The organism is Kribbella sp. NPDC050124 (assembly GCF_044460355.1).
Lineage (GTDB): Bacteria > Actinomycetota > Actinomycetes > Propionibacteriales > Kribbellaceae > Kribbella.
Map to the genome: position 1 here is coordinate 26,769 of NZ_JBITJU010000004.1, position 16,883 is coordinate 43,651.

Below are 16,883 nucleotides of genomic sequence, written 5' to 3' on the forward strand. Positions count from 1 at the left end.
CTGCCGGGGACGTGACGGCCGGGATGGGAGAGGGGCCCGTCCCGGCCGTCGCACGCCCTAGCTCCTGAAGGCGGTCGTCAGTCTGCTGACGGCCGCGTTCAGCTGTCCGGTCAGGAGCAGGTGCTCGGCGTCCGACGTCAGCTTGGACGTCGGCTCGTCCAGGTTCTGCCCGATCCGGTTCTGGGCGATCCAGCGCGCGGCGCTGACCACCGCGTCGCCCTCGGCGTACGAGTCGGCCGAGGTCCGCTCCAGGTACTTCGCCGACTGGGCCAGAGCCGCCAGCGCAATGGTTGCCTGCGGCCCGGACCAGTCCTTGACCTGCAGCGCGACCCCGGCGGCGACACCCGCGGCCACGGCATACGGGTCGTCCTTTCGCAGCAGGACGTTGCGGGCCTCGGTGAGCTTCTGCCGGGCCGTCGCCTGCGTGGTCAGACCCCAGCCATAGGGGTACTGCGGGTCATACGACGCGTCTCCCACATTCAACGGCTGCTGGTCCTCGGCCCGCGGCCAGCTGACCGGGAGGCGACCGGTGAACGGCCGCTTGCCGAACAGCACGTCCGCGACCCCAGCACCCTCGGTGCCCGGCAACCACGATGCGACCAGCGCGTCGATCTCGCCGAGCTGATCCGCGATCACCTGCGGCCGTCCGGACACGATCAGCACGACACACTGCATCGCGCCGCAGACCTTGTCGACCGCGGTCTTGTCCGCGTCCGACAGCAGCAGGTCGTGACCGTTGCCCACGTCACCGATTCCCTCGGCGTACGGGCGTTCGCCGACCACGACCACGCCGACGTCATGACCCTCCAGCGGTGCCGAGGCATCCGCGCTGAAGGTCGCGGTCGGCGTCACCTGCTTGATCCCGTCCAGGATCGTCGTGCCGGTGGTCGTCGTACCCGAACCGCCCTGCCAGCTGATACTCCAGCCGCCCATCTGGTTGCCGAGATCGTTGGCGTTGCTGCCGGCGACGTACACCTTGTTCGTCGACGCCAGCGGCAGCAGGTTGCCGTCGTTCTTCAGCAGCACCTGGGACTTCGCCGCCGCCTCACGTCCGACAGCGCGGTGCTCTGCGGACCCGATCGAGCTGATCCGCGAGGTGTCGGCGTACGGCTTCTCGAACAGGCCGAGCTTGAACTTCTCGGTCAGGATCCGGCCGACCGCGTCGTCGATCCGGGCCATCGGGACCCGGCCGGCGGTCACCTCGTCGGTGAGGCCCTGGGTGAAGCCCTGGTAGTTCGTCGGCACCATGATCATGTCGAGGCCGGCGTTGACCGACGTCCGGATGTCACTCGGGTAGTCGCCCGGCAGTTGGTCGATCGCCTGCCAGTCGCTGATCACGAACCCGCCGAAGCCCATCCGGTCCTTCAGCACGCCGTTGATCAGCTCGCCGTTGCCGTGCATCTTGACCGGCGCCTGGCCGTCGATCGCGACACTCGAGTACGACGGCATCACCGTGCCGACTCCGAGATCGACAGAGGTCTTGAACGGCGCGAGGTGCAGGGTCTCCAGCTGCTGTCGGGTGACCTCGGTGACGCCCTGGTCGATCTTGTAGGAGCCGGTCGTCGACGAACCGTACGTCGTACCGCCGTCGCCGACGAAGTGCTTCGCGGTCGCCAGCACCCGGTTGTTCTGCTTGAGCTGGCTGCCGTCGGCCTTGCCCTGCAGGCCCGTGATCACGGTCGCCATCGACTGCACGAGCGCCGGGTCCTCGCCGTACCCCTCGTAGGTCCGGCCCCAGCGGTCGTCGCGGACGACGCACACGCACGGCGCGAAGTCCCACGGGATGCCGGTGGCGCGGACCTCGGTCGCGGTCACCTCACCGGTACGGAGGGCCAGGTCCGGATCGCGGGTGGCGCCGATGCCGATGTTGTGCGGCAGGATCGTCGCGCCGACCACGTTGTTGTGTCCGTGCACGGCGTCGACACCGTAGATCAACGGGATCTGCAGCCGGGTCGCCTGCGCGTTCAGCTGGAAGGTGTCGATCATCGCGGCCCAGGCGGCCGGGGTGTTCGGGGTCGGCACCGAGCCGCCGCCGGACAGCAGCGAGCCGAGCGCGTACGTCGCGATGTCGGTGCGGGACCGGAGTGCGTTGCGCTCGGCCTGGGTCATCTGGCCGACCTTCTCGGCCAGTTTCATCCGGGCGAGCAGGTCGGCGACGCGCTGCTTGATCGGGAGCTTGCTGTTCAGGTATGGCAGGTCGTGGGCGTTGATCACCACGGTCGGCTGGGCGGACGGCGGCTTCGCGCCGGTGACCGTGAGCTCCAGCGGGATCGTCTCGGCGACCTCGGCGGTGCGGTCCTTCTTCGTCGTGACGGAGACGGTCTGCGATGCGCCGGACGCCGTACCTGCTGGGAAGGTGATGGTGCCGGAGGTGGGGGTGTAGTCGTCGGCGCCCGCGCTGCCGGCGCCGGTCTGGTAGGCGACCGTGACCGGCTCCTCGAGCGGCGTGCTGCCGGTGGTCGCGACGGAGATCTTGACCTGGGCGGTGCCGCCTTCCTTGACCGGGTAGACGCCGGCGTCGGTGACCACGCTCGCCTTGAGCGCCGGGTCGGCCTTGCCGAACACCTCGACCTGGTCGATCGCGAACTCACCCGGCGACCCGACGGGCATGGTGAACGCGTACCCCCACATGTGGGTCAGGTTGAGGATCTGGTCGATGCCGCCGACCGGCTGGTAGTCGCCGCGGTAGACCAGGTCGGTGAACGGGATCTCGACCAGGTGCCAGCCCTGCCAGTCGTCGGTGAAGCTGGTGTTCCACAGTTCGGAGGCCTCGGCGTTGGCGCCGCCGTCCTTGATCTCGAAGAAGATCCGCTTGCCCGACCCGGGCGGCAGCGGCGCGGTGTTCTGGCCGTACCACCAGAACCGGATGCCCTTGTGCGCCGACCAGTCACCAGGGTTCTGGTCGAAAGTCACGTCGTGGCTGAACCCACCCCACCCGCTGATGTTGTAGGTCCCGTGCAGCACCTTCTCGCCGCTCGGCGCGTCCGCCCGCGCCTGCAACTCCATCGTCGGCGGGTCGTCCCCGTCACTACCCCACCCGAAGATCCCCGGATTCGGCGGCGACGCGAACGGCTCACCCCCTTCGAACGCCGCCAGCACGATCGGCGCCGGATCATCCGCCGCCGCGGGCGCGGCCGACAGGATCCCGGCGATCAGCGCGGTCGCTACGACGAGCGCCGTCCGACGTTTCGGACGGCGCGGAACTGGCCACCTGGGCATGGGCGACTCCTAGGCTCGGGCGCGGGCCGCGCCCGCGTCTCGGGCCCGACTCTCAGCCTTCGGCTGGGCGGAGGCAAGACCTCGCCGGTTCCGGAACTGGAGCGCTCTCACGGAACCGGGATTAAGAAGCTGCAGTGGTCCGATTGAGTGCAAATTCAGTAGCCGGAGTGATGGACCCCGGTAGGTGCGGTTGGAAAGGATGGCGCTATGACACGTTTCGGCATTTTCGTTCCGCAGGGGTGGAAGATGGATCTGGCGCAGATCGCCGATCCGATCGAGCAGTGGGAAGCGATGACGGCGGTCGCCAAGCGGGCAGACGCGCAGTCGTGGGACTCGATCTGGCTGTTCGACCACTTCCACACGGTGCCGGAGCCCAGTGACAACACCACCTTCGAGTGCTGGTCCGCGACCGCGGCGCTGGCCCGGGACACCCAGCGGGTGAACATCGGCCAGATGGTCGGCTGCAACGGGTACCGCAACCCCGCGCTCTACGCGAAGATCGCGTCCACCGTCGACGTCGCCAGCCACGGCCGGCTGTACGCCGGGATCGGCGCCGGCTGGTACGAGCACGAGTGGAAGGCCTACGGCTACGAGTGGACCGACACCAAGCCGCGGATGGCCGCCTTCCGGGAGGCGACCGAGATCATCTACAAGATGTGGACCGAGGACAAGCCGGTCTACAACGGCAAGTACTACTCGATCGACGCGCCGATCAACGAGCCGAAGGGTGTCCGCAAGCCGCACCCGAGCTTCTGGATCGGCGGCGGCGGTCCGCAGGTCACGCTGAAGCTGGTCGCGCAGTACGGCGACGCCGCGAACATCGGCGGCGGCAACCCGGACGTGATCAAGGAGAAGTGCGACATCCTGCGGCAGCACTGCGAGAAGGTCGGCCGGAACTACGACGACATCATCAAGTCGACCAACTTCAACGTGTTCCCGATCGACAAGGGTGACGACCCGCAGAAGGCGACCGAGAAGGCGCTCGGCCCGATGAACCGGGAGAAGTTCGACCGGGACAACTTCATCGCCACCGAGGTCGAGATCGCCGACAAGGTCGAGGCCGCCCTCGAAGCCGGCGCCGACTACGTCAACTTCTACGTCCCCGGTGTGGCGTACGACGTGGACCTGGTCGACCGCGTGGAGCAGGTGGCCAAGCGGTTCTCGTGATGGCTGGTACCGGTCATGGCGGATGTATGTCACCAGGACCGGTGGACCGGGGATCGGGGCAACTGTAAGGCTCCCGAGGATGGCCTCGCGTGGGTCGGGGCATCGGGAGGTATCCCCCTGTGACTACCCGATCGTCACGGCTCGCGAAGAGCCTGTTCGCGACGGTGGTCGCCAGCTCCCTGCTGCTGGCGACCACCTCCGCAGAAGCCGCCGACACCCCAACTGCGACCACTGATCGCCCGACGCCGGGTGCGAGCACCCAGCGGATCACCCTGATCACCGGCGACGTCGCAGAGCTGACCACCAGCTCGAACGGCCAGGTCTCCGCCCGGCTGACCAACGACGAGCCCTACTACTTCGGCACCTTCGACGGCGACCTCACCCTGGTCCCGGCCGAGGCGTACCCGCTGCTCACCGAAGGCCGCCTCGACCAGCGGCTCTTCAACCTCACCGGCCTGGTCGCCCAGGGGTACGACGACGCACGCAGCGACCGCCTGCCCCTGCTACTGACCGCGCCAAAGACCCTGCGCAGCACCCCAAGCGCACCACAGGCCGCGACAATGCGCCGTACCCTTCCCAGCGTCGGCAGCACCGCGGTCAGTGTGCAGAAGGCGGACGCCAAGACCTTCTGGGACGGCGTCAGCGGCCCGACCACCTTCAAGACCAGCCAGGTCAGCAAGATCTGGCTCGACGGCCGCACTCACGCGACCCTCGACCAGTCCACGAAACAGATCGGTGCCCCGACTGCGTGGCAGGCCGGGTACGACGGCCGCGGCGTCAAGGTCGCCGTCCTCGACACCGGGTACGACTCCGGCCACCCCGACCTCGCCAAGCAGGTCGTCGCGTCGGAGAGCTTCGTCCCGGACCAGCCGGTCCAGGACCTGCACGGCCACGGCACCCACACCGCATCCATCGTCGCCGGTCTCGGTACGGCGTCCGACGGCAAGCGCAAGGGAGTCGCGCCGGGCGCGGACCTGCTGATCGGCAAGGTGCTCGACAACAGCGGCAGCGGCCTGGACTCCGAGGCGATCGCCGGAATGGAGTGGGCGGTCCAGCAGGGTGCGAAGGTGGTCAGCATGAGCCTCGGCGGCTGGCCGAGCGACGGCTCCGACCCGATGAGCCAGGCTGTCGACCAGCTCTCGAAGTCCAGCGGCGCGCTGTTCGTGATCGCCGCCGGCAACTCCGGCGCGGAGGAAACCGTCGCGTCTCCCGGTACGGCGGCCGAGGCGCTCACCGTCGGCGCGATCGACCGCGACGACCAACTGGCGTACTTCTCCAGCCGCGGCCCACGACTCGGTGACGGCGCCCTGAAGCCCGAGGTGACCGCGCCCGGTGTCGAGATCGCGGCCGCCCGTGCGGCCGGGACCGAGCAGGGCCACGTGCTCAGCGAGTACTACACCGCGATGAGCGGCACCTCGATGGCGACTCCGCACGTCGCCGGCGCGGCCGCGATCCTGGCCCAGCGCCACCCGGACTGGACCGGGCCGCAACTCAAGGCTGCCCTTGCCGCGACCGCTGTCCCGTCGGCCGCGGCGAGGGCCGATCAGCAGGGCCTCGGCCGGATCGACATCCCGAAGGCCCTCGACCCGAAGGTCCTGCCCGACACCGCGAACCTGTTCTTCGGCGACCTGTCCTGGAGCGGACCGACCGCCCCGGAGCCGGTCACCCGCACGGTTGCCTACCGCAACAACTCGACGAGGCCGGTCACCCTCGACCTGACCGTCGGCGCCGAGTCGCCCTCGAAGATCAAGGCCGCGCTCACGGTCAGCCCGACGCGCCTCACGATCCCAGCCGGCGGTACGGCGTCCGCCACCGTCACGCTCGACCTGGCAACGACCCGGCCGGCCAAGTACTCCGGCGTCCTCACGGCCCGCTCCGGCGGGACGTCGTACCGGACAGGGCTCGGGTTTGCGGCCGGGGGACGGCTGAACCAGGTGACCGTGAAGGGCATCGGTCGCGACGGTCAGCCGGCCACGACGAAGACGGGCGCCAGCGGGGTCCAGCTGTGGAATCAGGACACCGGTGAGGTGCAGGCGATCGCGTTCGACCAGGCCGGCAGCCGGACGCTCGAGGTGCCGACCGGCCGGTACAGCGTGATGGCGTATGCGATGGGTGGCGACGAGGCCAACTGGACCAACTCGGTCACGCTGATGGGCGACCCGGACGAGTGGATCGACCGCGACCGCACGTTCACCTTCGACGCCCGGACCGCGAACAAGGTCACCGTGAAGACCCCGCTGCGGGCCGACGCGCAGAGCATCGGCATCGCCTGGCACCGCAAGGTCGGCGACCGGGACGCGGTCTCCGGCTGGGCCTTCAATGAGCGGGTCGCCAACGGCGTCTACGTGCAGGACTTCGGGAAGGTTGCCAATGGCACCTTCCAGGTCGTGCAACGGTGGGACCTCGCGCAGCCCAAGCTGACCGTCGACGTCAGCGGCACGGGCGGCAGCTTCCGCCTTCCGACACCGGACGAAGCGTCGTACCGGACTGTCTTCGTGGGGAACGAGACGGTGCCGCTCTTCAACGGCGGTGACGGTACGGCGGGCGAGCTCGCCGGCGCCAAGGACAAGGTGGCTCTGATCCGGTGGAAGTCGTTGAACGAGGTGACGAAGCAGGTCAAGGCGGCGAAGGACGCCGGCGCCAAGGCCGTGTTCATGTACAACGAGCAGCCCGGCTACTGGTCGACCGGCTCTGAGCAGGGCATCCCGTTCTACCTGCTGCGCGCCGAGCAGGGGAAGCAGTTGCTCGACCTGCTGGCCAAGGGCCCGGTGACGTTCCAGCTCAACGGTCTGCTCGACAGCACTTACCGCTACGACCTGGCCGTCGGGCCGTCGACAGTGAGTGGTCCGTTGACCTACGACATCGGCAAGCTGCGCCCGGCTGCGGTGACCACGGACTACGGTCGCAACGACGCGTGGTACCTGCACACCGACCAGCGGACCGCTTACCTACCGGGGATCTCGACCGGTCTCTCCTCGACCCGTCAGGTCACTGGCCCGGTCACGCGGACGGACTACCTCGCCACCGACCTCAAGAGCGTCACGTGGGGCGAGAGGACGGCGGCAGGGGAGTGGAACGAGTCCGGGTTCGAGTACACGATCGCCCGCGGCTATCGCCCGAACGAGAAGGTCGCCCGCGGTTGGTGGGAGTCGCTGATGCGTCCGGCGACCCCCTACAACGCGACGGGCAGCGAGTCCGAAGGGCTGCCCGCGGCTCGCTTCGAGAACGCGCTGCGGATCGCGATCCCGCAGTACGTGAGCGGCGACGGCGACACCTACGGCTGGGGCGATCGTGGTGACGTGACGAGCCTGAAGCTCAGCAGCAACGGTGTGGAGCTCGGCAGTAAGAACTGGTCCGTCGCACAGTTCGCCGTACCGGCGAAGGCGGCCTGGTACGACCTGACCCTGGACCAGAAGCGCGGCCCGAAGAGCTGGGCGACCACCTCGACCGCGACCCACACGGAGTGGCACTTCTTCTCCAAGCCGTCGCGCGACCGAGCTGTGCTGCCGCTCGTCCAGGTCGACTACAAGGTCGGCGATGGCCGACTCGAGCTGACACCCGGGTACCAGCCTGGTGTGCGCGGTCCGGGCATCTTCCGGACCACCGCCGAGATCTCGTACGACGGGAAGACCTGGCAACAACTGCGGCTGCGGGGACTGGGTCGCACGGTGGGCGCCGAGCTTCCTGAGGCGCCGGGCGAGGCGTCGTACGCGAACCTCCGGGTGACCGCGACCGACCTGATCGGCAACCGGATCAGCCAGACCATCGAGAAGGCTTGGCGAATCGATCGTTAAAAAGGGGCGACGCCACGAAGCGGGGGAGGTGCTTCGTGGCGTCGCCAAGGGCGCGCCCAGGGAGGGGTGGGGGCAGGCGCGCCGGTCCAGTGACGTCAGCTACCGCCGATGCCTCCACCGAGGACGCCCAGCAGTCCGAGCAGGGAGAGCAGGTTGCGGATGACCTGGTCGACGGCCTTGGTGCCGCCGGTCTGGTAGGCGGTCACGCACTTCTGCAGCTGTTCCTGAGTCGGCTTGGTGATGGTCACCTTCGCCAGCTCCGCCTGGCAGTACTGCGTGGCCTTGGTCAGCTCGGTGAGCGTGCTGCCGACCGTGCCGACGATCAGACCGGCGGCAGTCTGCAGCTTCGCCAGCCCCGGTGCGCTCGGCGTCGTGGTCTGCGGCGTCGGGGTGGTCGGGTCGCTCGTCGGCGGCTTGGTGGTCGGCTTCGTCGTCGGATCCGTGGTCGATGGCGGCTTCTTGGTCGGCTCGGTGCTCGGCTTGCCGCTCTGCTCCACCGTCCCCGGCTTCGGCTTGGCCGTCGCCGGGTACGTCGGCAGATCCACCGCCTGCGGCAGGTTCGCGTCCGCCGGGGCGTCGATGGTCGGGTCGCCGATCTGCTCGCCGGCCCGGTCGATGCCCTGGTCGCCGCTCTCGGTCCCGTTGCCGACCGCGATCCAGCTGCCACCGGCGTACGCCTTGGCGATGCTGATCACCAGGTCGGCGTACTGCTGGGAGTGGTTGTAGCGCAGGACGGCCGAGTTCAGATCGCTCGCCTTGGACAGGTCGGTCTTGCCGGAGCACAGGTACACCGCGGTCGACATCGCCGCGTCGTCGATGTCCTGCGGGTTCCGGACGCCGTCGCCGTCTCCGTCCACGCCCATCGAGCGCCAGGTCCCGGGGATGAACTGCATCGGGCCGACCGCGCGGTCGAAGGCGCCGTCACCGTCGAACGCACCCGCGTCCGTGTCGGTGATCCGCGCCGTACTCGCGCCGTCCAGCCGCGGGCCGAAGATGCCCGGTACGGCGACGCCCTTGGAGTTCAGCGAGTTGCCGCCGAAGCGGCCGTGATTCGACTCCACCCGGCCGATCGCGGCCACCAGCGTCCACGGCAGGTTGCAGGCCGGATCGACCTGGGCCATCACCTGCTGGGCCCGCGAGTACGCCTTCAGGGCCAGAGTCGGGATCCCGTTCCGGGACAGGCCGGAGACCACCTGGGTCGGCTGCTCACCTGGGTCGACACCGTGGCCGACCACTCCCGGGACCGGCACGTTGGCCGGCTCCGCGATCGGCTTGGCCGGGACCACGACCGGGTCGTTGCCAGCCAGTCCCTGCTCCAGCGAGGCCGTGGCAACTGCCGGATCGTCCGTGGCGCTGACGGTGAACGCGCTCGCGAACAAGGCCAGTGGAACCAACGGCGCCACCTGACGCCATCCGCTCCCGGTGGCGCGGCGCTTGCCCTTCGCCATCGATGATCCCTCCGTGACTCATCGACCTGTCCGGCCCCACGCCGCGGACGGTCATTTCGTCGTGTCGGTTGCCGCGTCTGGTGGTGCGGGCTGGTCTAACGCCCGCCCCGTGCGTGGGTTACGCGCCGGGCCAGACCGTGTACGCGCGGTCACCGGATACCCATACTGGTGCGTAACAACGCATCTGTGAACCCCCTGGTGCCGTTTATCGGGGGCGGTCCACCCTGCCCGCCCGTCTCTCCGGCTGGTCCGTCGGGGAGAATGGCGGCCGTGCCCGACCACACAGAACAGTCCGCCGCGCTCTTCGAGAGGGCCTCCGCAGTCACGCCGGGCGGGGTCAACTCTCCCGTACGTGCCTTCCGCGCCGTCGGCGGCGTGCCGCGTTTCATGGCATCGGGTGACCGATGTCACATCACCGATGTCGACGGCAACCGCTACCTCGATCTCGTCTGCTCCTGGGGGCCGATGCTGCTCGGCCACGCGCACCCGGAGGTGACCGCCGCCGTCAAGGCCGCGGTCTCCCGGGGGACGTCGTACGGGACGCCGACCGAGACCGAGGTGCTGCTCGGCGAGGAGATCGTCGCCCGCACCCCGGTGGACAAGGTCCGGCTGGTGTCGTCCGGCACCGAGGCGACCATGTCCGCTCTCCGGCTGGCCCGCGGGTTCACCGGTCGCGCCAAGATCATCAAGTTCGCCGGCTGCTACCACGGTCACGTGGACGCGCTGCTGGCCCAGGCCGGCTCCGGCGTGATCACCCTCGGCATCCCCGGCACTCCGGGCGTCACCGAAGCGACCACCGCCGACACGATCGTGCTGCCGTACAACGACCAGGCCGCCGTCACCGCCGCCTTCGCCGAGTACGGCGACCAGATCGCGGCCGTGATCACCGAGGCGTCCCCGGGCAACATGGGCGTGGTCCCGCCCCGCGACAACTTCAACGCCTTCCTGGCGCGCACCTGCACCGAGAACGGCGCGCTGTTCATCTCCGACGAGGTGATGACCGGCTTCCGGATCACCCGCTCCGGTTGGTACGGCGTGGACGGCGTCCAGCCGGACCTGATGACGTTCGGCAAGGTGATGGGCGGCGGCTTCCCGGCTGCCGCGTTCGGCGGCCGGGCCGACGTGATGGCCCATCTCGCGCCGGAAGGCTCGGTCTACCAGGCGGGCACGCTGTCCGGGAACCCGGTGGCCACCGCAGCCGGCCTGACCACGTTGCGGCTGGCAACCGACGAGGTCTACGCCCGGCTCGACGAGACCTCCGCCACCATCCAGCGCCTGGTCGGCACCGCGCTGGAGAAGGAAGGTGTGCCGCACGTCATTCAGGCCGCCGGGAACCTCTTCAGTGTCTTCTTCGTGGAGTCGATGGAGGGATCTGCCGAGATCAGGGACTTCGCGGGTGCGAACGCCCAGGTGCTGCCCCGGTTCGCGGCGTTCTTCCATGCCATGCTGGACGCGGGCGTCTACCTGCCGCCGAGTGCGTTCGAGGCCTGGTTCGTCAGCAGCGCCATCGACGACGACGCGCTGGCCGAACTGGAGTCCGCCCTCGCCCCGGCGGCCCGTGCGGCCGCCGCAGTACGGAACTGAGAAGAGCTGTGTCGAATTTGATTGAGGGGCAGCGGTGACCGAAACGACGGTCGTGCACCTGATGCGTCACGGCGAGGTGCACAACCCGACCGGCGTGCTCTACGGCCGGATCCCCGACTTCCACCTGTCCGAGCTCGGCCGCGCCATGGCCGAGCGCGTGGCCGAGCACGTCAAGGGCCGCGACATCGTGCACCTGGTCAGCTCGCCGCTGGAGCGGGCCCAGGAGACGATGGAGCCGATCGCCAAGGTGTTCGGCCTCACGCCGGACATCGACGAGCGGGTGATCGAGGCGGCGAACCTGTTCGAGGGCAAGAAGTTCGGCGTCGGCGACGGCGCGCTGCGTCAGCCGAGTGCCTGGTGGCTGCTGCGGAACCCGTGGAAGCCGTCCTGGGGTGAGCCCTACAGCCAGCTGGTCCGGCGGATGCGGGACGCGATCGAGACCGCCCGGCAGAAGGCCGCGGGGCACGAGGCGCTGATCGTGTCGCACCAGCTGCCGATCTGGATCGTCAGGTCCGCGATCGAGAACCGGCGGATGCTGCACGACCCGCGCAAGCGCCAGTGCAGTCTGGCCAGCCTGACCTCCTTCACCTTCCACGGCGACTCGATCGTCTCGGTCGGGTACGCCGAACCCGCCAAGGACTTGGTGCCGGTGAAAAACCCGAAGAAGTTCGTGGGTGGCGCCTGATGTTCCGCCGTACGGCGTTTGCCGTCGCCGCAGTGCTCCTGGTCGCGGGGTGTAGCTCCGGCCAGGACGCGACGGAGAACCGGCAGGGCCAGACCGGGTTCGTCAGTGGGAACGGCCGGGTGGCGTCGTTCCCGCCGGGCGAGCGGGTGGCCGCGCCGGACTTCGGCGGCACCACGCTGGAGGGGGAGCCGTGGCAACTCGCCGACGCCAAGGGCAAGGTCGTCGTACTGAACGTGTGGGGTTCGTGGTGCGGGCCGTGCCGGGAGGAAGCGCCCGCCTTCGGTGAGGCCGCGACCGAGCTCGGCGAGTCGGTGCAGTTCATCGGGCTGAACACCCGGGACCTGGACAAGGCGGCGCCGAAGAGGTTCGTCGACGTGTTCAAGGTGCCGTACCCGAGCATCTACGACCCGCAGGGCAAGCTGCTGCTGAAGTTCCGCGGCCAGAAGATCTCCGCCAGCTCGATCCCGTCCACACTGGTGATCGACAAGGAGGGCAAGGTGGCGTCCCGGGTGCTCGGGCCGGTCACGAAGCAGACCCTTCTCGGAATGGTGAAAGACGCAGGCTGATGGGTGAGTGGTTCGCCGACTCGATGACGGGGTCGATGCTGCTGGCACTGCCGATCGCGGTGCTGGCCGGTGCGATCTCGTTCTTCTCGCCGTGCGTCGTCCCGTTGCTGCCCGGCTACCTGTCCTACGTGACCGGGCTGTCCGCGGCCGAGCTCGGGTCGAAGGCCCGCGGGCGGATGCTGGCCGGGACCGCCTTGTTCGTGGCCGGGTTCTCGGCCGTGTTCATCCTGACCGGGGTGGTGTTCGGGGCAGCCGGTGACGTGCTGATCGAGCACCAGACCGTGATCACGCGGGTGCTCGGCGCGGCGACCGTCGTACTGGGTCTGGTGTTTCTCGGCGGGTTCGGGTTCCTGCAGAAGGACCTGCGGGTGCACCGGGTGCCGGCGGTCGGGATCGCGGCGGCGCCGCTGCTCGGCGTACTGTTCGGGTTCGGCTGGACGCCGTGTATCGGGCCGACGCTCGGCACCGTGATGACGCTGGCCGCGACCGAGGGCAGCGCCGGGCGAGGTGCGGCGCTGGCGGTCGTGTTCAGCCTCGGGCTGGGGATTCCGTTCATCGTGGCGGCGCTGGCGTTCCGGCGGATGCTCGGCGCGGTGGCGTGGGTCCGGGCCCACCAGGTGCTGGTGATCCGGATCGGCGGGGTGCTGATGATCGCTGTGGGACTGCTGCTGCTGACGGGAGTGTGGGATTCGATGACCGCCGATCTGCGGCAGTGGGTCAGCAACTTCGGGTCGGCGGTGTGACATGACCGACGTCAAGGACCGGGTCACCGCGCCGCCGGAGCCCCCGCCTGCCTTGGGTTTCGTGGGCTGGCTGCGGTGGACCTGGCGGCAGCTCACGTCCATGAAGACGGCGCTGGTGCTGCTCTTCCTGCTCGCGCTCGGCGCCGTCCCGGGATCGCTCATCCCGCAGACGCCGATCGACCCGATCAAGGTGGCGGACTTCCTCGAGGCGAACCCGAAGCTCGGGCCGCTCTACGACAAGCTCGGGCTGTTCGACGTCTACAAGTCGGCCTGGTTCTCGGCCATCTACCTGCTGCTGTTCATCTCGCTGATCGGGTGCGTGGTGCCCCGGCTCGGCGTCTACCTGACGGCCCTACGGGCTCGTCCGCCCAAGCCGCCGCGCAACCTCAATCGGCTGGCCGGCTACCAGAGCTTCACCGTCGACGAGCCCGGCGACGTACTGGCGGTCGCCACCCGTGAGCTGCGCAAGCGGCGGTTCCGGGTGCAGGCGTACGACGGCGCCGTCGGAGCCGAGCGTGGTTACCTGCGCGAGGCCGGCAACCTGCTCTTCCACTTCTCCTTGATCCTGGCCCTGATCGGGGTCGCCTGGGGCTCGCTGTTCGGCTACCGCGGCACCGTGCTGGTTGTCGTCGGCAACGGTTTCTCCAACTCCCTGGCGCAGTACGACGACTTCGTGCCGGGCCGCGTGTTCAGCGAGGACGACCTGCCGCCGTTCTCGCTGACCGTGAAGGACTTCACCGTGAAGTTCCAGGCGGACGGGCCGCAGCGGGGCGCGGCGCGCGAGTTCAACGCGCAGCTGGCCTACCAGGAGACGCCGGACGCGGCGGAGAAGTCGTACGACCTGAAGGTCAACCACCCGCTGAAGCTCGACGGCAGCAGCGTCTACCTGCTCGGCCACGGCTACGCGCCGAAGGTGACGGTGAAGGACGGGAACGGGCAGGTCGCGTTCTCCGGGCCGGCGCCGTTCCTGCCGCAGGACGGCAACTTCTCGTCGTTCGGCGTGATCAAGGCGCCGGACGCCCGGCCGGCCCAGCTCGGGTTCGAAGGGTTCTTCCTGCCGACCGCGGTGATCGACCAGCGCGGGCCGGTCTCGGTGTTCCCCGACGACCTCAACCCCCAGCTGGTGATGACGGCGTACTACGGCCGGCCGCAGCCGGAGACCGGGAAGCCGGAGTCGGTGTACCAGCTGGACAAGACGAAGTTGACCCAGTTCGAGAAGGACGGCGACAAGCTGCGGTTCCAGATGGCGCCGGGGCAGACCACCGTGTTGCCGGACAAGATGGGCTCGATCACCTTCGACGGTTACAGCCGCTGGGTGAAGCTGCAGGTCAGCCACACTCCCGGCACCGACCTCGCGCTGGCGGGCATCCTGCTGGCGATCCTCGGGCTGATGGGGTCGCTGTTCGTGCACCCACGCCGTACCTGGGTGCGGGTCCGGACCGAGGACGGGCGTACCGTGGTCGAGGTCGCCGGTCTGGACCGGGGACCCGAGCGCGGCCTCGGTGACGAGCTCCAGGCCATCAGCAAGGCACTACAACCAGACCGTTCGAGCACGCAGGAGAAACCATGAGCCCGGAGGCCTACGCGCAAGTCTCCAACCTGCTGATCCCGACCGCCACGGTCATCTACGCCCTGGCCATGCTCTCCCACACCCTCGAATGGGCCATGGGCCGAGCCTCGGTGGCCAAGACTGCTGTGGTCGAGCAGGAGGTTCTGGTCGCCTCCGACGGTGAACCTGTCCCGGGCGGATCCTCCAGCGACACCACGGTGACCGAAAGCCCCGAGCGTAGTGAGCGGATGGCGGCTGCCAGTCGGGTTGGGGTGTTGCTGACCTGGTTGGCGTTCGTCCTGCACCTGGGTGGTGTGGTGACGCGTGGTCTGGCGGCTGAGCGGGTGCCGTGGGGCAACATGTACGAGTTCTCGATCACGGCGTCCCTCGCGGTCGCCGCGGTCTACCTGATCTTCCTGCACCGCTACAAGCTGCAGTGGCTCGGCCTCGGCGTGACGCTCGTCGTGGCCGCCGTACTGGGTCTGGCGACGCTCGCGCTCTACACGCCGGCCGGTCCGCTGGTGCCGGCGCTGCACTCGTACTGGCTCGTCATCCACGTGTCCGCGGCTGCGATCTCCGGGGGCGCGTTCACCGTCGGTGGCCTGGTCTCGGTGCTCTACCTGGTCAAGGCGCGCGCCGAGCGACGCGTGCTGGCCGGCGGGACCATGTCGGCCTCGCTGCGCCGCCTGCCGAGTGCCGAGGCGATGGACGGTACGGCGTACAAGGTGCTCGCGTTCGCCTTCCCACTGTGGACATTCGGCGTACTCGTGGCCGGTCCGATCTGGGCGGAGTACGCCTGGGGCCGGTACTGGGGCTGGGACCCGAAGGAGGTCTGGTCACTGGTCACCTGGGTCGTGTACGCCGCCTACCTGCACGCCCGCGCGACGGCGGGCTGGCGTGGCCGCCGGGCCGCGGTGATCGCGATCGTCGGCTGGTTCGTCTTCCTTTTCAACTTCGTCGGAGTGAACCTGTTGGTGTCCGGCCTGCACTCCTACGCTGGGGTGTGAGATGAAGGAGTTCGCCATCTACACCGGCCTGCGGGCGGCCCTGTTCGCCGTCTGCCTGGCCGTGCTGTGGTTCGCCTTCCGGGGCTGGCTGACGATCTGGCCGATCGCCCTGGTCGCGCTGATCGTCTCCTCGATCCTCTCGATCTTCGTCCTCCGCGCCGCCCGCGACCGGCTGGCCGGCAAGATCGAGCAGCGCGCCGAGAAGATCTCGCACCGCATCGAGCAGGCCCGCACCGCCGAAGACGACGACTGAGCCTCCGACCCGCGCTGGACGGGGACACCATCCGGGGACCTCGGACATCTGACCAGATGTCCGAGGTCCCGTTTGCTTGTCCGGGCTCCGGCTGTGCGACCGCCGTACCACTGGGCTACTGGTACGGAGAGTGACGCAGGCCACTTCAGGAATCTGCGGAAAATTGTTTGTGCGTCCCTTCACATGAGTCGTAGAGTGATGGATGAAACGAAACCGTTTCGTTCTATCGGTGACAAGTCGTTTACGCAGGGTGATGCATCGTGGAGTCAGCAAGTGTCCGGCAGCGTCCTCGGGTCGAGGGCGGTCGCGAGGAGGAGATCCTCGACGCGACCGTGGCCGTGGTGGCCGAGCTCGGGTACGACCGGCTGACCATGGACGCGGTGGCGACGGCCGCCAAGGCCAGCAAGGCGACGCTGTACCGGCGCTGGTCCACCAAGGCCGACCTGGTCGTCGACGCGATCAGCCGGGCGAAGGGCTGCCCGGTGCCCGAGGACGTCGACACCGGCAGCCTGCGGGGTGACCTGATCTCGATGTCGTGCGGCGACGGCGGGTTCACCGACGAGCTTCCGATGTCGGTGATCGCCGGTCTGCTGACCGCGCTGCACCGCGACGACGACCTGCAGCGGGCGTTCCAGGAGCGGTTCCTGGCGCCTCGGCTCGACATCACCCGCGGGGTCTACCAGCGGGCGGTGGAGCGCGGTGAGATCGCCGCGGACGTGGACGTGCAGTTGCTGTCGACCACGCTGCCGGCGGTGATCATCCACCACGCCTACATCCTCGGCGTCGAGCCGACCGACGACCTGATCCTCCGAGTGATCGACAACGTGATCCTGCCTGCGGCGCGGGGGTCGCAGGCGAGCTGACCGGT

12 protein-coding genes are annotated in these 16,883 nt (G+C 69.0%); 10 read left to right on the forward strand and 2 right to left on the reverse strand.

The window, feature by feature from the left end; all coding sequences use genetic code 11:
• Nucleotides 1–57: 57 nt before the first annotated feature.
• Complete coding sequence (locus tag ACIBL3_RS12450; protein WP_396353395.1) at nucleotides 58–3,219, reverse strand: glycoside hydrolase family 3 N-terminal domain-containing protein; 3,162 nt, start codon at nucleotides 3,217–3,219, stop codon at nucleotides 58–60.
• 207 nt (nucleotides 3,220–3,426) lie between these two features.
• Between ACIBL3_RS12450 and ACIBL3_RS12455 the strand changes: the two genes are divergently transcribed.
• Together ACIBL3_RS12455 and ACIBL3_RS12460 are read left to right on the forward strand one after the other, a co-directional pair.
• Nucleotides 3,427–4,386: an LLM class F420-dependent oxidoreductase gene (locus tag ACIBL3_RS12455; RefSeq protein ID WP_396353396.1), complete on the forward strand. Its 960-nt coding sequence runs from the start codon at nucleotides 3,427–3,429 to the stop codon at nucleotides 4,384–4,386.
• Between the two features lie 119 nt (nucleotides 4,387–4,505).
• On the forward strand, nucleotides 4,506–8,180 hold the full coding sequence (locus ACIBL3_RS12460; RefSeq protein WP_396353397.1) for a S8 family peptidase: 3,675 nt from the start codon (nucleotides 4,506–4,508) through the stop codon (nucleotides 8,178–8,180).
• A 95-nt stretch (nucleotides 8,181–8,275) separates the two neighbouring features.
• Here ACIBL3_RS12460 and ACIBL3_RS12465 read toward each other — a convergent pair whose 3' ends face one another.
• Nucleotides 8,276–9,628 carry a lytic transglycosylase domain-containing protein gene (locus tag ACIBL3_RS12465; RefSeq protein ID WP_396353398.1) on the reverse strand — a complete coding sequence of 451 codons (1,353 nt, stop codon included), beginning with the start codon at nucleotides 9,626–9,628 and terminating at the stop codon, nucleotides 8,276–8,278.
• Between the two features lie 261 nt (nucleotides 9,629–9,889).
• Between ACIBL3_RS12465 and hemL the strand changes: the two genes are divergently transcribed.
• The 8 genes from hemL to ACIBL3_RS12505 all read left to right on the forward strand — a co-directional run bounded on the left by hemL (nucleotide 9,890) and on the right by ACIBL3_RS12505 (nucleotide 16,878).
• Nucleotides 9,890–11,212 (forward strand): glutamate-1-semialdehyde 2,1-aminomutase, encoded by a 1,323-nt coding sequence (hemL, locus tag ACIBL3_RS12470; RefSeq protein WP_396353399.1) that lies wholly within the window; start codon nucleotides 9,890–9,892, stop codon nucleotides 11,210–11,212.
• Between the two features lie 61 nt (nucleotides 11,213–11,273).
• On the forward strand, nucleotides 11,274–11,897 hold the full coding sequence (locus tag ACIBL3_RS12475; protein WP_396353804.1) for a histidine phosphatase family protein: 624 nt from the start codon (nucleotides 11,274–11,276) through the stop codon (nucleotides 11,895–11,897).
• Nucleotides 11,897–12,463, forward strand: coding sequence for a TlpA family protein disulfide reductase (locus ACIBL3_RS12480; protein WP_396353400.1), 567 nt, complete (start codon nucleotides 11,897–11,899; stop codon nucleotides 12,461–12,463). The genes ACIBL3_RS12475 and ACIBL3_RS12480 overlap by 1 nt, the downstream gene beginning before the upstream one ends.
• Nucleotides 12,463–13,206: a cytochrome c biogenesis CcdA family protein gene (locus ACIBL3_RS12485; RefSeq protein WP_396353401.1), complete on the forward strand. Its 744-nt coding sequence runs from the start codon at nucleotides 12,463–12,465 to the stop codon at nucleotides 13,204–13,206. Before ACIBL3_RS12480 ends, ACIBL3_RS12485 begins: the two co-directional genes overlap by 1 nt.
• A 1-nt stretch (nucleotide 13,207) precedes the next feature.
• A complete protein-coding gene (locus tag ACIBL3_RS12490) occupies nucleotides 13,208–14,776 on the forward strand; it encodes a cytochrome c biogenesis protein ResB (protein ID WP_396353402.1) in 1,569 nt (522 codons plus the stop codon).
• Entirely contained in the window at nucleotides 14,773–15,762 is a 990-nt protein-coding gene (gene ccsB / locus ACIBL3_RS12495) for a c-type cytochrome biogenesis protein CcsB (protein WP_396353403.1), read from the forward strand. Before ACIBL3_RS12490 ends, ccsB begins: the two co-directional genes overlap by 4 nt.
• A gap of 1 nt (nucleotide 15,763) precedes the next feature.
• Entirely contained in the window at nucleotides 15,764–16,015 is a 252-nt protein-coding gene (locus ACIBL3_RS12500; RefSeq protein WP_396353404.1) for a DUF4229 domain-containing protein, read from the forward strand.
• A 260-nt stretch (nucleotides 16,016–16,275) separates the two neighbouring features.
• Nucleotides 16,276–16,878: a TetR-like C-terminal domain-containing protein gene (locus ACIBL3_RS12505; protein ID WP_396353405.1), complete on the forward strand. Its 603-nt coding sequence runs from the start codon at nucleotides 16,276–16,278 to the stop codon at nucleotides 16,876–16,878.
• Nucleotides 16,879–16,883 lie beyond the last annotated feature (5 nt).

Excerpts from the sequence above, each read along its gene's own strand:
- ACIBL3_RS12450 (WP_396353395.1), bottom strand. The coding sequence starts at position 3,219 with ATGCCCAGGTGGCCAGTTCCGCGCCGTCCGAAACGTCGGACGGCGCTC.
- ACIBL3_RS12455 (WP_396353396.1), top strand. The coding sequence starts at position 3,427 with ATGACACGTTTCGGCATTTTCGTTCCGCAGGGGTGGAAGATGGATCTG.
- ACIBL3_RS12465 (WP_396353398.1), bottom strand. The coding sequence starts at position 9,628 with ATGGCGAAGGGCAAGCGCCGCGCCACCGGGAGCGGATGGCGTCAGGTG.
- hemL (WP_396353399.1), top strand. The coding sequence starts at position 9,890 with ATGGCGGCCGTGCCCGACCACACAGAACAGTCCGCCGCGCTCTTCGAG.
- ACIBL3_RS12475 (WP_396353804.1), top strand. The coding sequence starts at position 11,274 with ATGCGTCACGGCGAGGTGCACAACCCGACCGGCGTGCTCTACGGCCGG.
- ACIBL3_RS12480 (WP_396353400.1), top strand. The coding sequence starts at position 11,897 with ATGTTCCGCCGTACGGCGTTTGCCGTCGCCGCAGTGCTCCTGGTCGCG.
- ACIBL3_RS12485 (WP_396353401.1), top strand. The coding sequence starts at position 12,463 with ATGGGTGAGTGGTTCGCCGACTCGATGACGGGGTCGATGCTGCTGGCA.
- ACIBL3_RS12490 (WP_396353402.1), top strand. The coding sequence starts at position 13,208 with ATGACCGACGTCAAGGACCGGGTCACCGCGCCGCCGGAGCCCCCGCCT.
- ccsB (WP_396353403.1), top strand. The coding sequence starts at position 14,773 with ATGAGCCCGGAGGCCTACGCGCAAGTCTCCAACCTGCTGATCCCGACC.
- ACIBL3_RS12500 (WP_396353404.1), top strand. The coding sequence starts at position 15,764 with ATGAAGGAGTTCGCCATCTACACCGGCCTGCGGGCGGCCCTGTTCGCC.